The sequence below is a fragment of the Acinetobacter sp. 802_lipA genome (assembly GCF_058242885.1).
The window spans coordinates 1,082,458-1,095,795 of sequence record NZ_JBZAYP010000001.1 but is presented as its reverse complement, the minus strand read 5'-3'; the positions used below and the strand labels follow the sequence as shown (position 1 = coordinate 1,095,795).

15 protein-coding genes are annotated in these 13,338 nt (G+C 41.0%); 9 read left to right on the top strand and 6 right to left on the bottom strand.

Annotation, left to right across the window (positions count from 1 at the left end):
* Positions 1 to 3 precede the first annotated feature (3 nt).
* Together AC4CU3_RS05620 and AC4CU3_RS05615 are read left to right on the top strand one after the other, a co-directional pair.
* Positions 4 to 297, top strand: a complete 294-nt coding sequence (locus tag AC4CU3_RS05620; RefSeq protein WP_004979180.1) for a hypothetical protein — start codon at positions 4 to 6, stop codon at positions 295 to 297.
* A 1-nt stretch (position 298) separates the two neighbouring features.
* Positions 299 to 727 (top strand): YqaA family protein, encoded by a 429-nt coding sequence (locus AC4CU3_RS05615; protein ID WP_004979182.1) that lies wholly within the window; start codon positions 299 to 301, stop codon positions 725 to 727.
* A gap of 112 nt (positions 728 to 839) precedes the next feature.
* Here the strand turns inward: AC4CU3_RS05615 and AC4CU3_RS05610 are convergent, their stop codons facing one another.
* Positions 840 to 1,571: an energy transducer TonB gene (locus AC4CU3_RS05610; protein ID WP_004979184.1), complete on the bottom strand. Its 732-nt coding sequence runs from the start codon at positions 1,569 to 1,571 to the stop codon at positions 840 to 842.
* Between the two features lie 104 nt (positions 1,572 to 1,675).
* Entirely contained in the window at positions 1,676 to 2,929 is a 1,254-nt protein-coding gene (locus AC4CU3_RS05605; protein ID WP_004979186.1) for an MFS transporter, read from the bottom strand.
* A gap of 221 nt (positions 2,930 to 3,150) precedes the next feature.
* On the opposite strand from AC4CU3_RS05605, the gene rpmI reads away from it, so the two are divergent.
* Complete coding sequence (gene rpmI / locus AC4CU3_RS05600; RefSeq protein ID WP_004278281.1) at positions 3,151 to 3,345, top strand: 50S ribosomal protein L35; 195 nt, start codon at positions 3,151 to 3,153, stop codon at positions 3,343 to 3,345.
* Between the two features lie 11 nt (positions 3,346 to 3,356).
* Complete coding sequence (gene rplT, locus AC4CU3_RS05595) at positions 3,357 to 3,716, top strand: 50S ribosomal protein L20 (protein ID WP_004692276.1); 360 nt, start codon at positions 3,357 to 3,359, stop codon at positions 3,714 to 3,716.
* 29 nt (positions 3,717 to 3,745) lie between these two features.
* Here rplT and AC4CU3_RS05590 read toward each other — a convergent pair whose 3' ends face one another.
* Positions 3,746 to 4,954 (bottom strand): hypothetical protein, encoded by a 1,209-nt coding sequence (locus tag AC4CU3_RS05590; RefSeq protein WP_279044200.1) that lies wholly within the window; start codon positions 4,952 to 4,954, stop codon positions 3,746 to 3,748.
* A 192-nt stretch (positions 4,955 to 5,146) separates the two neighbouring features.
* Between AC4CU3_RS05590 and AC4CU3_RS05585 the strand changes: the two genes are divergently transcribed.
* Together AC4CU3_RS05585 and AC4CU3_RS05580 are read left to right on the top strand one after the other, a co-directional pair.
* Positions 5,147 to 5,698: a P-loop NTPase family protein gene (locus AC4CU3_RS05585; RefSeq protein WP_035326386.1), complete on the top strand. Its 552-nt coding sequence runs from the start codon at positions 5,147 to 5,149 to the stop codon at positions 5,696 to 5,698.
* 129 nt (positions 5,699 to 5,827) lie between these two features.
* Positions 5,828 to 6,040 carry a KOW domain-containing RNA-binding protein gene (locus AC4CU3_RS05580; protein WP_004692273.1) on the top strand — a complete coding sequence of 71 codons (213 nt, stop codon included), beginning with the start codon at positions 5,828 to 5,830 and terminating at the stop codon, positions 6,038 to 6,040.
* 61 nt (positions 6,041 to 6,101) lie between these two features.
* Here AC4CU3_RS05580 and AC4CU3_RS05575 read toward each other — a convergent pair whose 3' ends face one another.
* The gene (locus tag AC4CU3_RS05575) at positions 6,102 to 7,118 is read right to left on the bottom strand and encodes a hypothetical protein (protein ID WP_279044201.1); all 1,017 of its coding nucleotides are present in this window, start codon (positions 7,116 to 7,118) and stop codon (positions 6,102 to 6,104) included.
* Between the two features lie 157 nt (positions 7,119 to 7,275).
* Here AC4CU3_RS05575 and pheS point away from each other — a divergent pair, with 157 nt between their 5' ends.
* The 3 genes from pheS to AC4CU3_RS05560 all read left to right on the top strand — a co-directional run bounded on the left by pheS (position 7,276) and on the right by AC4CU3_RS05560 (position 11,063).
* Positions 7,276 to 8,256 carry a phenylalanine--tRNA ligase subunit alpha gene (gene pheS, locus AC4CU3_RS05570; protein ID WP_004979194.1) on the top strand — a complete coding sequence of 327 codons (981 nt, stop codon included), beginning with the start codon at positions 7,276 to 7,278 and terminating at the stop codon, positions 8,254 to 8,256.
* A gap of 132 nt (positions 8,257 to 8,388) precedes the next feature.
* A complete protein-coding gene (pheT, locus tag AC4CU3_RS05565) occupies positions 8,389 to 10,770 on the top strand; it encodes a phenylalanine--tRNA ligase subunit beta (protein WP_279044202.1) in 2,382 nt (793 codons plus the stop codon).
* Positions 10,767 to 11,063 carry an integration host factor subunit alpha gene (locus tag AC4CU3_RS05560; RefSeq protein WP_004649746.1) on the top strand — a complete coding sequence of 99 codons (297 nt, stop codon included), beginning with the start codon at positions 10,767 to 10,769 and terminating at the stop codon, positions 11,061 to 11,063. The genes pheT and AC4CU3_RS05560 overlap by 4 nt, the downstream gene beginning before the upstream one ends.
* 142 nt (positions 11,064 to 11,205) lie before the next feature.
* Here the strand turns inward: AC4CU3_RS05560 and AC4CU3_RS05555 are convergent, their stop codons facing one another.
* A complete protein-coding gene (locus AC4CU3_RS05555) occupies positions 11,206 to 11,448 on the bottom strand; it encodes a hypothetical protein (RefSeq protein ID WP_004692268.1) in 243 nt (80 codons plus the stop codon).
* Positions 11,449 to 11,859: 411 nt separating this feature from the next.
* A complete protein-coding gene (gene rho, locus AC4CU3_RS05550; RefSeq protein ID WP_078388710.1) occupies positions 11,860 to 13,128 on the bottom strand; it encodes a transcription termination factor Rho in 1,269 nt (422 codons plus the stop codon).
* Positions 13,129 to 13,338 lie beyond the last annotated feature (210 nt).

Genomic DNA, 13,338 nt, shown 5'->3' with positions numbered 1-13,338 from the left:
GTAATGAAAAAAGAGTTTTTCCTCAATTTAACCCGCATTATTGAAGCGAATCCTAAAATCTATCTCAGTATTATTGTGGGGATTGCAGGATGTTTGGTGCTATTTGTAGCTGAAGCGGTACACATTCAAAAAATCATTGAATTGCTGAATACCAAAGATCAGGTGGTACTCCGCGCTGCAATTGAACCGATTGCTGATAAGTATTCATGGTCACGTTGGTTTTTGTTGATTCTGGCATTGATCTGGTCAAGTTTTGCTTATAGCTCAACCAAGAAAAAGCTGGGTTTAAAATCATAAAATGATGTGGGCCTTAGGACTACTTTTCCTTTCTGCCTTTGGGGCGGCGACACTGCTACCCTTACAGTCAGAAGCAGTCTTGGTGGGATTGTTGGCTCAGACGCAGTATTCAGTGTGGTTGTTGGTTGCTGTTGCCAGCCTAGGCAATATTTTAGGTAGCTGTGTGAATTGGTGGCTCGGCTTGAAAGTTGAGCAATACAAAAATAACAAATGGTTTCCCGTCTCAGAGCAAAAGATGTTGCAGGCGCAGGGCATTTATCAAAAATATGGTTTTTGGTCTTTATTGCTCAGTTGGGTGCCCGTTATTGGTGATCCGATTACCCTCATTGCAGGATTACTCAAAGAAAACTTTGTTCGTTTTGTCGTGATGGTGAGTATTGCGAAAATCGGACGCTATCTTTTTGTATATTGGATGTTTAGTCAGTTCTAATTATTTTCAAGTACTGAGAGCGACTGGCCACATGCTTATATGTGCTGAATGGGTTTAAAGTTTATATAGAGAGATGACACGAGTGAGTGAGAACTCGTGTCACGCTAAATTTTTAACGACAAGCATTCAGATCGAATTCAATCGCATCTTTAAATTTAGATTTCTTATAGATCCACAGTGTGCTTGCTGTGCGTTTAACACTGACTCTGCTATTTGCAACGGCTTGTAAAACTTGTTGATCAAGCGCGTAAATACCTGAACCTTTGATAATTTTAGGCTTCTTGATGTTGCCGTGTTTATCGGCTTTAAAGCTAAATTTAATTTGACGGTCATGACCATTCAACTGCGTTGAATCTAGCGCAAGCGTAGGTTGAGCCTGATATTGAAAAGGCACTTTTTGCTGCTGTTGTTGCGCACGCCAGTTCTTTGAGTCAAAGCTATAGTTACATGCTTCGACATCATCTGGAGTTAAGTTTAAATTAAAAACTTGATAACCAATGACAGCTAAAGCGGTGTCGTCTTCTATAAACGGTTTTACTTTGGCTTGAAGCACGGCATTTACCAGCTTTTCATCTAAAGCTTTGATTCCAGTGGTTTCTTGGACTGTCGCTTTGGTCACATCACCTGTTTCATCTGCATACACACGAATAATCGCTGCACGGTTTTGTTGGTTTAAATCACTATTTTTATATTGGGGTTTGGGAAAATCTACCCATTGAATACGCGTGGTCAAATGCGCCGATTGAGCTGAACTTTTTTGAATGGTGAGTTCTAATGGTGGCTGAGCTGCATGACTGAGATGAAAGGGCAGTGTAGATAATGCGAGCAAGAAGAGTGGTTTCATATGATCGATTTCTTTTATAACGCATCCAGTGCGCATGACTTAAATAATTGTTGCGAGTATTTCCTGAATTAGAAAGACTCGCAAGTTATATTGTTAAATTAAAACTATTTTTGCTCGGCTTGGGTGATGTCTACACCAAATAAGTCTTTGGTTTTAGCCCAACTGAGTGCGACCACCAAGAGCGTCATGCTGCCGCCAAAAACCGTTGCAATCACAGGGCCTAAATATTTTGCTGCAAGACCTGACTCAAATGCTCCCAGTTCATTACTACTCGACACAAACATGCCATTTACCGCTGCAACACGGCCTCGCATATTCTCAGGAGGATAAATTTGTAAAATGGTCTGACGAATTACCACTGAAATACTGTCACATGCACCCGTCATAGCAAGAGCAAACAAAGACAACCAGAGGTAGTTTGAGTAAGCGAACAATAAGGTGAATAGGCCAAAACCTGCAACAGCAAGCAGCATATTGCGCCATGCATGTCGGGTGGGCGGAAAACGCGTCAGCGCAATCATGGTGATGAGTGCACCAATCGATGGTGCTGCCCGTAAATAGCCCAATCCTTCAGGCCCAATTTTCAAAATATCTTCAGCAAAGATCGGGAGTAAAGCGATCACACCGCCGAACAGCACTGAAACTAAGTCGAGTGAGATGGCCCAGAGGACGATTTTAGTTTTAGCAATAAAGCGAAGACCTACACCTAAACTTTGTAGTACACGTTTCGTTTCAATTTTAGGAAAAGTGCGTTTGCTTAAAAGATTGACGAGTAAGAAGCATAGGCTGAGCAGTACCGCTACACTAATTAAACTGGTTTCACGGCCTAAAAATGCCAGCATAAATCCACCGAGCATCGGCCCAATAATCACCCCGCTTTGCCAACCAATGGTGGTCCATGTGGCGCCATTGGCATAAATGTCTCGTGGAATTAAAAAGGGTTTGAGTGATGTTGCAGATGGATTATAGAACCCCCGAATTGTTCCTAGGCCAAAGATCACGGCATAGACACCCCATGACAGGGTGGAGAGTTCAATTTGCTTTAAGGTATAAGCATGAAATAACCCCCATAAAATCAAGGGCAGAGGAATGGCAAAGAATAAGCAGATTTTCATGATGGTTTGCTTATTAAAGCGATCTGCAAAATAACCACCCCATAAGGAGAGCGCAATAAAGGGGATTGCTTCTGCCAGACCAATCAAGCCTAAAGTGAGAGGATCTTTGGTAATTTTATACAAAGAATACGCCACAATAATTTCCTGAATTAAAATGGCAAGCGTCAGACAAAATTGATTGAGCGTAACAATAGAGAAGTCTCGGTATCGAAGTGCGGCAAAAGCATCCTGTGTAGCGTTCATAAGGGTACAGTATGGAATGGATGAGGCATTATACGACTTGGACTAAACCACGGTTATAAATTCATCGCTTAAAGCTTATCGGGAAATAAACTAAGCTTGCTTTTATTGTTGATTATTTGCTTTTGTTTTAGACAAAGTTCGATTAGAATATTCGCTCCCTTACCTGCAGGTCGTTTTGCAATGGTGCAAACGTTCCGAACAGGTGTTCAAAAGAGGTTGTTATGCCTAAGATGAAAACTCGCCGTGGTGCAGCTAAGCGTTTTAAAGCTACTGCTAACGGTTTCAAGCGTAAACAAGCGTTCAAACGCCACATTTTGACCAAAAAATCTGCTAAGCGTATTCGTCAATTACGCGGCTGTGTAATGGTTCACGTGAGTGACGTTGCTTCAGTTCGTCGTATGTGCCCATACATCTAAGGAGATTATAAATGGCTCGTGTAAAACGTGGTGTACAGGCTCATCGCCGTCATAAAAAAATTCTTGCTCGTGCTAAAGGTTACTACGGCGCTCGTTCACGCGTATATCGCGTAGCGTTCCAAGCAGTAATCAAAGCGGGTCAATACGCTTACCGTGACCGTCGTCAGAAAAAACGTCAATTCCGTGCTCTATGGATTGCGCGTATTAATGCTGGTGCTCGTCTAAATGGTTTATCGTACAGCCGTATGATCGCTGGCTTGAAAAAAGCTCAAGTGATTATCGACCGTCGCGTACTTGCTGACATCGCTATGCATGACGCAGTTGCATTTGCTGCTTTAGCTTCTAAAGCTAAAGATGCATTAGCTGCATAAGTCTTTAAGACTTAAAGAAAGACCGCTTTTTAGCGGTCTTTTTTATTGTTTGAATGAATGATGCTTTTATAAAGTGCATATAAAAATGCAATCGTTAGTATAAAAGTATTTCCCCATGATACGGAATAGAAAGCCAAAGTCCACAATGCACAGTAACACCAAATGATGTGCCATAAAAATTTCATGATTTTGAATAAATTAAAAGAGCTTACAGCTACGCACTTTGTTTCTACTTGATGTTCTATGTCTTTTAGGTGTGCGGTGTTTTCTACTACATCGTTAGATGTCCGAATTTGAACGGTATTTTTTTCAATAGAAAAAGAAGAATTTTTTGTTGTTTCTGGAATATTGGACAAGTAATTACAATTTTTAATGTCTGAAAACTGATATTGATTTGCACAGTGTTTAAAGATTAGTGGGCGGAGTAGGGTCAGTTGATTATAGGCTGCTGAAAAAGTATCCCTTTCGTTATTATTCATTTGAATATAATCGGAATATTCATTTTTTGAATGTGATGCAGCGGAATATTGCTGTTCTAATAAAGCTGTATTTTCTATCAAATTCGAAGCGTAATTTTTTCGGATAGTGAATGGAAATATCGGATACTGCTCTTTTATAGAATCATTGAATAAATCGCCGACATAGCAATTATTGATATCTAATGGAATTGGATAACTGCCATATTGTTTTGCCATATCATTAAAATAAAGACGTGCTTCTGTGTCTTTAAAAAAAGTATCCCAATTGATTGGCTTTAAGTCTTGTTCTATAGTAGAAATTGCTTGAGGGGATGGGTGGTGTAACGTGTATGCCTCTACATTTTGGTAATAATTGGAATAATTATAAAAATCTTTGTTTCCATGTTCATCAAAACTTTGCCATGTTGGTGTTTCATCGCTATGGATTAAAACTTTATATTCATTATGAGGATAATGCACAACAATACAGAAACTTTCTTCATCGGTTGAAAAATAAAAAATCGAAGAGTCATTGAGTTCCATATGCAAGTCTTGAGCAACATGTAAACTCAGTTTTATGGCTCCGGATTCTTGTAACCTACTTAAGAGATGTGAAGCAGAACCGCATAAAAGCGTACCGTATTTAGTATCACGTAATATTGGAAAATGGTTGAATAATAATGGATGCCTATCTAGGATCTCTGTATCAACCGCACCATTTAAATATTCATTTCCATAACTCACAAATGCAATTTGGCGATAAGCTCTATTTAGGTACACTTTTTAATTCCGATAACTATATTTTACTAATTGAATAAATACTAAAAATTATTGTTTTGTCGGTGCAGAGAATATCGGTGTTTACGTTTTTAGGCTATTACTTTAATTGTAATTTTATTGCTAATAATGTTTTAAGTATTGAAACTTCTAGATATAGTTTTTTTAACTCTTTTCGAGTCTTGGTAGATGGTTATGAAAAGAATCAATGTTGTAGGAACTTCTGCTACAGGCAAATCTACATTTTCCAGAGCTTTGGCCGAAAAGTTAGATTTGCATTATATCGAGTTGGATAATCTATTTTGGCTTGATGACTGGCAAGAATGTCCCGATGAGGTGTTCTTTGCCAAGATTGAGGCAGAAGTACAGAAGGCGACACAGGGCTATGTGATCGATGGTAACTATACCCGCGCCATTCCTGTGAAATGGGCGGAAATTGATACTGTCATTTGGTTGGACTTACCTTTTCCAGTCAACCTTTACCGTTCTGTGAAGCGTGCGGTTCAGCGGGCATGGGCACAACAGGATTTATGGGAAAACTCGAATAATCGGGAAAGTTTGCTGCGGATGTTTGGTCGGGACTCGATTATTTGGTGGATGATTAAAACACATGCTAAAAACCGACAGAAATACCTAAAAATGATGCAGATGCCTGAATATCAACATATACAGTGGATTCATTTAAAGACACCGAAGCAGGTGAGTCATTTTTTAGATCAGTTGGCTGTTGAAAAGCTTAGCGTTTAAATCAGAGAATAGCAGTGCATACTCAGCGATTAAGATGAACCTCTAAGCTTTAGTTACATAAATCTGCTTTAATCTCAAAGGTGGTCGATGCCTAATAAATAAAAAGATTAAAAAGAAAAGGAGCGGGATATGCTTGCAGAAATTACTGGAATGGGACAGGGAAGTATCACGGTGGAATTACAAATGATTCCCAGAAAAGGTGAGTCAGTCAAAATTATGTATGGACCTGATGCGGAGCTAGAGGGGGAGGTTGTTTCGGTTAATCATTATATTAATCAACATGCCAATCAGCATAAGGTACAAATCAAGATTCGGCCCTTCAATCTTCTAATTACTGCCTAAAGAAATTGAATCCATAAAAAAGCGCTCATTGAGAGGAGCGCTTAGATATCTCGGTAATAACTTATAAGCCAAAATAATAGCCAACTAGGCAGATCAAAATCGTAATCACGATTAAAGCAAACACCCCAGTTTTCCCCGATTTATGGTGTATTTCATGAGGCCTGCTCTCTATCGCACTTAATTTAGGTGTTGGATGATTACGTGCATCCAGTGGTGTAGTTGTGTCTTTGGGTGTGAGCTGCGCGGTTTGATAGTGATTGGCCACTTTTACGATAAACTTGGTACTTAAATCATCAATCTTTTGCTCAAAATGACGTAAGTTCAATTGCTCATCTGGCGTGAGTACTTGGCCTTCTGCATTATAAGGATGTTGAATCTTAGTCTGGATCAATGCTGATAGTGTATCTAAACGATACAGCGTTTGGTGTGCATAATCAGCAGCGTAATCTGTTGGTAAAAGAGCGAGACGGTGGACTGCATCTGTGGCATCTTGTTGCCCATAGTAAGGTAAGTTTGCCGTCTCTGGCTCTACTAAATCTTGTGCAAATGGCGCACTAAATAGTTCTTGTTCGGTAAAGTTCTCGATTTCATCCCATTTCGGCGTTTGTAAATCCGCTTCAATGCGTTTGCTGAGTTTGTGATTCAGTTCAAAACGCCATAAATTTTCGCTACGGATTGAGCTTTGTTGTGCCTTTGGAACTATAAAATCATGTTCAGCGCTGTACCACTCAGCCAGTTCTTTACCAAAAATCCAAGCAGTTTTTTGCTGTGCTTGATGGCTCACAATAATATGTGGTGTAGCGAGGAGTTCAATATTTGAGTTGGGGTTCTTTTCATCTGCTAGCAATGTTGAGCTATGCAGACTGAGCTGTTTGACCCCTTGTTTTTTTAAGGCTTCAAGCCATACCTGAAAATGCTGAGCCAGTAAATGTTGGCTATTTAGGTCACGGAACTGAAAGCAATGTCGGTCAAAAATGGCATGTTCTAACCAACGTTGGAAACTTAGGTTGTGGCGTAAATATTCATTGCCATAAGTCACTAAAGTAAGTTGTTGTTGCCAAATAGGATCAAGCGACATCGTTTGTTGTTCTCTTCTGTGATGGCCCTATCTTAACCTGATTATAAAACCATGTACTAAACAAATTTTCCTGATCGTAGAGCTTCATCAACGTGCTTAAAAACTGATAGAATATGGGGTTTTATTAATTTTATAAATTGTTGCTTTGAGAGTTACTATGTCACTGGAAGCCCTGACCACTGAAGCGCTTGCTGCGATTGCAGCAGCAGAGGACCTTGCTACACTCGATCAAGTACGAGTGCAGTTTACGGGTAAGAAAAGCCAGCTCGCTGAGCAATCAAAAGCTTTAGGTAAAATGGACCCTGAAGAGCGTAAAAATTTTGGTGCGCAAATTCATGCAGTCCGCGAAGCGATTACCGGTGCTTTAACTGAACGCCAAACACAATTACAACAAGCGGCGTTGGCGCAAAAACTTGCAAGTGAAACGGTGGATATTACTTTACCGGGTCGTGGTCAAACGATTGGTAGTATTCACCCCGTTACTCAAGTACAAGAGCGTATTTGTCAGTTCTTTACCAAAGCGGGCTTTGTGATTGAAACTGGGCCAGAAGTTGAAGATGACTACCACAATTTTGAAGCTTTAAATATTCCAGGGCATCACCCTGCGCGTGCAATGCACGATACATTCTATTTCGATGCGACACATTTGTTACGTACCCATACTTCTGGTGTGCAGATTCGTACCATGGAAACCCAGCAACCCCCGATTCGTATTGTATGTCCAGGTCGTGTATACCGCTGTGACTCTGACCAAACGCATTCGCCAATGTTTCATCAAATTGAAGGTCTGTATGTCGCTGAAAATACCAGCTTTGCAGAACTGAAAGGTTTGTTGGTTAATCTATTAAACGAATTCTTTGAAAAAGACTTAAAAGTGCGTTTCCGTCCATCTTATTTCCCATTCACAGAGCCAAGTGCTGAGGTGGATATTATGGATGAGCGTGGTAAATGGTTAGAAGTGCTTGGTTGTGGCATGGTACATCCAAATGTCTTGCAGGCAGCAGGGATTGATCCTGAAAAATACAAAGGCTTTGCTTTCGGTCTAGGTGTGGAACGTTTTGCGATGCTTCGTTATGGCATCAATGACTTACGTATGTTCTACCAAAACGATGTGCGTTTCTTACGCCAATTTGCTTAAACAGATTTATACCTCTCCCAGCCTCTCCTTGAAGGAGAGGAGTTATTTGTGATGACTCGGGGTTCTCCTTCTTTTCCAAAAGAGGGAGTTAGAGGGGGATTCAAAAATTTAGATTTATAGGTTTTTAACAAAATGAAAATTAGCGAAAATTGGTTGCGTACATGGGTTAATCCAGCCGTTGATAGCAATACTTTATCTGATCAACTGACCATGTTGGGTTTAGAGGTCGATGATTTATCGCCTGCGGCAAAACCGTTCACTGGCGTGGTTGTTGGTGAAGTGTTGACGGTAGAGCAACATCCTGATGCAGACCGTTTACGTGTGACCACAGTGAATATTGGTTCAGGGGAACCTTTACAAATTGTTTGTGGTGCACCAAACGTACGGGTTGGTATGAAAGTCCCAGTGGCAACCATTGGTGCTGTGCTTCCAGGCGATTTCAAAATCAAGAAAGGCAAACTTCGTGGCATTGAATCACAAGGGATGTTGTGTGGTGCATCTGAAATTGATCTAGAAGACAAAATTGATGGCCTTTTAGAGCTGCCCGTTGATGCACCTGTCGGTGTGGATATTCGTGAATATTTAAATTTAGATGATCATGTCATTGATATCAGCATCACGCCAAACCGTGGTGACTGTTTCAGTATTCGTGGTATTGCCCGTGAAATTGGGGTAATTAACCAACTGACTGTGACTACACCTGAAATTAATGCCGTTGCTGCGACCATTGCCGATGAGAAAAAAGTGGTGGTGAGCACTGAAGGCTGCCCGCGCTATTTGGGTCGTGTGATTAAAAACGTGAATACCAAAGCCGCAACCCCAGAATGGATGGAACGTGCTTTGGTTCGCTCAGGGATTCGTCAGCATAGTATTTTGGTTGATATTACCAACTATGTACTGATGGAGTTGGGTCAACCGCTCCATGCTTTTGATGCAGCAAAAATTCAAGGTTCAGTCCAAGTTCGTCAAGCGAATACGGCGGAGAAATTGGTTCTACTGAATGAACAAGAAGTTGAGCTCAATGAAAAAGTCATGGTGATTGCGGATGATGAAAAAGCATTAGCGATTGCAGGCATCATGGGTGGCTTGTCTTCATCTGTTACCGATGAAACCCAAGACATTTTCTTAGAGTCTGCATTCTTTGCCCCATTAGCAATTGCAGGTCGTGCCCGTAGCTTTGGCTTACATACCGATGCATCACAGCGTTATGAGCGTGGCGTGGATTTTGAACTACCAATGCTGGCAATGCATCGTGCATCACAATTGATTGCTGATTTGGCGGGTGGTGAATTTGGTCCGATTACTGTTGCTGAACAAGCTGAAGTTTTGCCTAGGCGCGAAGCGATTGAGCTAGAACAAACACAAGTCGATCAACTGTTGGGTTATCGCGTAGATGCTGCATTTATTGCGGATGCATTAACCCGTTTAGGTTGTGCTGTGACGGTTAAAGCAGAAGGCCAGTGGTCTGTAGTGCCGCCTTCACACCGTTATGATATGGCGATCTACCAAGACCTGATTGAAGAAGTTGCGCGTATTCATGGTTATGACAATATTCAAATCAGTTTGCCAAAAATTGAAGCGAAATTGGCTCAATATCAAGACCAATTTGAAATAGCTCAGCTTCGTCAAACCCTCGTGACTTTGGGTTATCAAGAAGCGATTAGCTTTAGCTTTGCAGACTTAAAGCTTGAGAAGCAACTCAATGCGGCTGTGAATCCTTTGGCTTTGGCTAACCCAATTTCAAGCGATTTAGCGGTGATGCGTTCAACACTGCTCTCTAGTTTGATTCCTTGTGTGCAATACAACGTAAACCGCCAACAAAGTCGTGTACGTTTCTTTGAACTAGGCTTACGCTTTGACTATCAAGACGCTGAATCTATTCATGATTTGAAACAAATTCCTACCCTTGCAGTGATTGCAACAGGTGCAAAAACTTCAGAAACTTGGCATGCTAAACCTCAAGCTATGGATTTCTTTGATTTCAAAGGTGAAATTGAAGAAGTATTGGCAGCAGGTCGTGTGCAAGTAGACTATGTTCGTTCTGAGCGTAGCTGGTTGCATCCAGGACAGTCTGCTGAGGTTTTAGTCGATGGTCAATCTATTGGTTACTTTGGTCGATTACATCCATCTTTAGAAGATGCATTGGATTTGAGCACAACTTGGGTGGCTGAACTTGATCAATCGGCTGTTTTGCAAACTTATGTATCTAATTTTACAGAATTATCACGTTTTCCGTCGGTTAGACGTGATATTGCGCTTTTAATTAGTGATAAGATAAATGTAAGTGAAATTCAGCAACTTATCGAAAAAACAGGTGGTGAGCTTTTAGACTCGACTTGGTTATTCGATGTGTACACTGGGCAAGGTGTTGAAGACGGTAAGCGCTCATTGGCATTTGCACTTCTTTGGCAACACCCATCACGTACGCTTGAAGATGCTGAAATTAAATCCGGTATGGATCATATTTTACAAGTGTTGGAAAACACTTATCAGGCGACATTGAGGGCTTCATGACAGCATTAACAAAAGCGGAAATGGCTGACCATCTAAGTGAGCTCACGAGTTTAAACCGTCGTGAAGCTAAGCAAATGGTCGAGTTGTTCTTTGACGAGATTAGCCAAGCGCTAATCTCTGGTGAGCAAGTTAAACTTTCTGGTTTCGGTAACTTCGAGTTGCGTGATAAACGTCAACGTCCAGGTCGTAACCCGAAAACGGGTGAAGAAATTCCGATTTCTGCACGCCGTGTAGTAACCTTCCGCGCAGGGCAGAAATTCCGCCAGCGTGTGGGAAATGAGCAGATCGATTGATCTGCTTTTTTTTGCTTAGAATTTTTGGTGATTGTTTGGCTGATTCAATTCTTGCCAGATAATGGAATGTCGTTTTTTGATAAATTTTGAGCGTAAAAAAAGAGAGCCAAGGGCTCTCTTTTTTACTGACTAATCTAAAGGATTAGTGAGCAGCTTCAGAAGCGGCAGCTTCAACAGCTTCAACAGCTTCAGATGCAGCAACAGTAGCTTCAGAAGCAGCAGCAGCAGCGTCTACAGCAACTTCAGATGCAGCTTCAACAGCTTCAGATGCAGCAGCAACTTCAGATGCAGCTTCAGCAGCAGGAGCTTCTTCTTTCTTAGCACAGCCAACGAAAGCTAAAGTAGTAGCAACTGCAGCAGCAATAGCAATTTTTTTGAATAACATGGCATCACTCTCTAAAATATGAGATTAAAAAAAACCGACGTTAGTCTGTTGTGTGCTTTTATTGTTCCTAATTTTGCTAGGGACTAACAATGCAGGAGCAGCCTAACTGGTCTGCAAATATGCTATCACTGCGCATTTTGAATTGCTACTAGCTGGGATGAAAAAAGTGATAAAAAAGGTCTAAAAACAGGGCTTTTTTAACAGAAAATAACAATCAATGATGAGGTTTGTATTGGAGAAGTACTGAATAAACATTTAAAAAGATGAAGATTTTTTATTTCAAATTTTTGTTTATCAAAAACTTGCAAATAAGTTTACAGAGAATCGGATGAAATGTTGCTTTGTGTAAGCTAAGTCAACCAAATAAAAAGGCTGTCGTTAAGACAGCCTTTTTAGGTGAAGCAGGTCGGATTAGCTGGTCGCTTTACGCTTCATTTGATCAAAGAAATCATCGTTGGTTTTAGTTTCTTTCATGCGATCAAGTAGGAACTCCATTGCTGCAAGTTCATCTTGGGTATGAAGTAACTTACGTAAAATCCAAACTTTACGTAGATTGTCTTCAGACATTAAGCGCTCTTCGCGACGGGTGCCCGACTTTTTGATATTCATCGCAGGGAAGACACGTTTTTCCGCAATACGGCGATCCAGTGTAATTTCTTGGTTACCTGTACCCTTAAACTCTTCGTAGATCACTTCATCCATTTTACTGCCTGTTTCAATCAGAGCTGTAGAAATGATGGTTAGTGAGCCACCTTCTTCAATATTACGTGCTGCACCGAAGAAACGCTTAGGGCGTTCCAGCGCATGTGCATCCACACCACCAGTTAAAACCTTACCAGATGAAGGAACAACGGTGTTGTAAGCACGTGCTAAACGGGTAATTGAGTCGAGAAGGATGACAACATCTTTCTTGTGTTCAACCAAGCGCTTAGCTTTTTCAATTACCATTTCAGCTACTTGCACGTGACGAGCTGGAGATTCATCAAACGTTGATGCAATAACTTCACCACGAACAGTACGTTCCATTTCTGTCACTTCTTCAGGACGTTCATCAATCAGAAGAACGATGAGGAAGCATTCAGGGTTGTTACGCACGATCGACTGAGCGATATTTTGTAACAACATGGTTTTACCCGCTTTTGGCGGTGCTACGATAATTGAACGTTGGCCTTTACCGATAGGTGCAACCAAGTCAACCACACGTGCGGTTAAATCTTCTGTCGTCCCATTACCAAGTTCCATCACCAATTGCTCGGTTGGGAAAAGTGGTGTTAGGTTTTCAAACAAGATTTTATTGCGTGAGTTTTCAGGAGTGTCGTAGTTAATTTGGTTCACTTTTAACAGTGCAAAATAACGTTCGCCTTCTTTCGGTGGACGAATGGTTCCTGTAATGGTGTCGCCAGTCCGTAGATTGAAACGACGAATTTGCGATGGACTAACATAAATGTCGTCTGGACCTGCAAGGTAAGAACCCGCTGCAGTGCGTAAGAAGCCGAAGCCATCTGACAGAATTTCCAAAACGCCATCACCAAAGATCTCTTCGCCATTCATCGCATGGCGCTTTAAGATGGCAAAAATAATGTCTTGCTTACGATTACGGGCCATTCCTTCCAGGCCCATAAATTCGGCAATTTTGATGAGTTCGCCAATCGGTTTTTTCTTGAGTTCGGTTAAATTCATAGGAGGTCAGATAAGAATCAAAAATTCTAAAATACAGGATGAAAAGGAAGCAACATTTAGCCGCAGACATGCAATGAAGTAACGCAATTGTATTTGCACAATAACAATTCAGAGGACTGATTCATTGTTTAAAGAAAAATGTGTCAAAACAATTTGTATTGCCGAGCGGCGATCTTATGTGTTGTGTCTTTTAAGAAAATGGCAGGATTG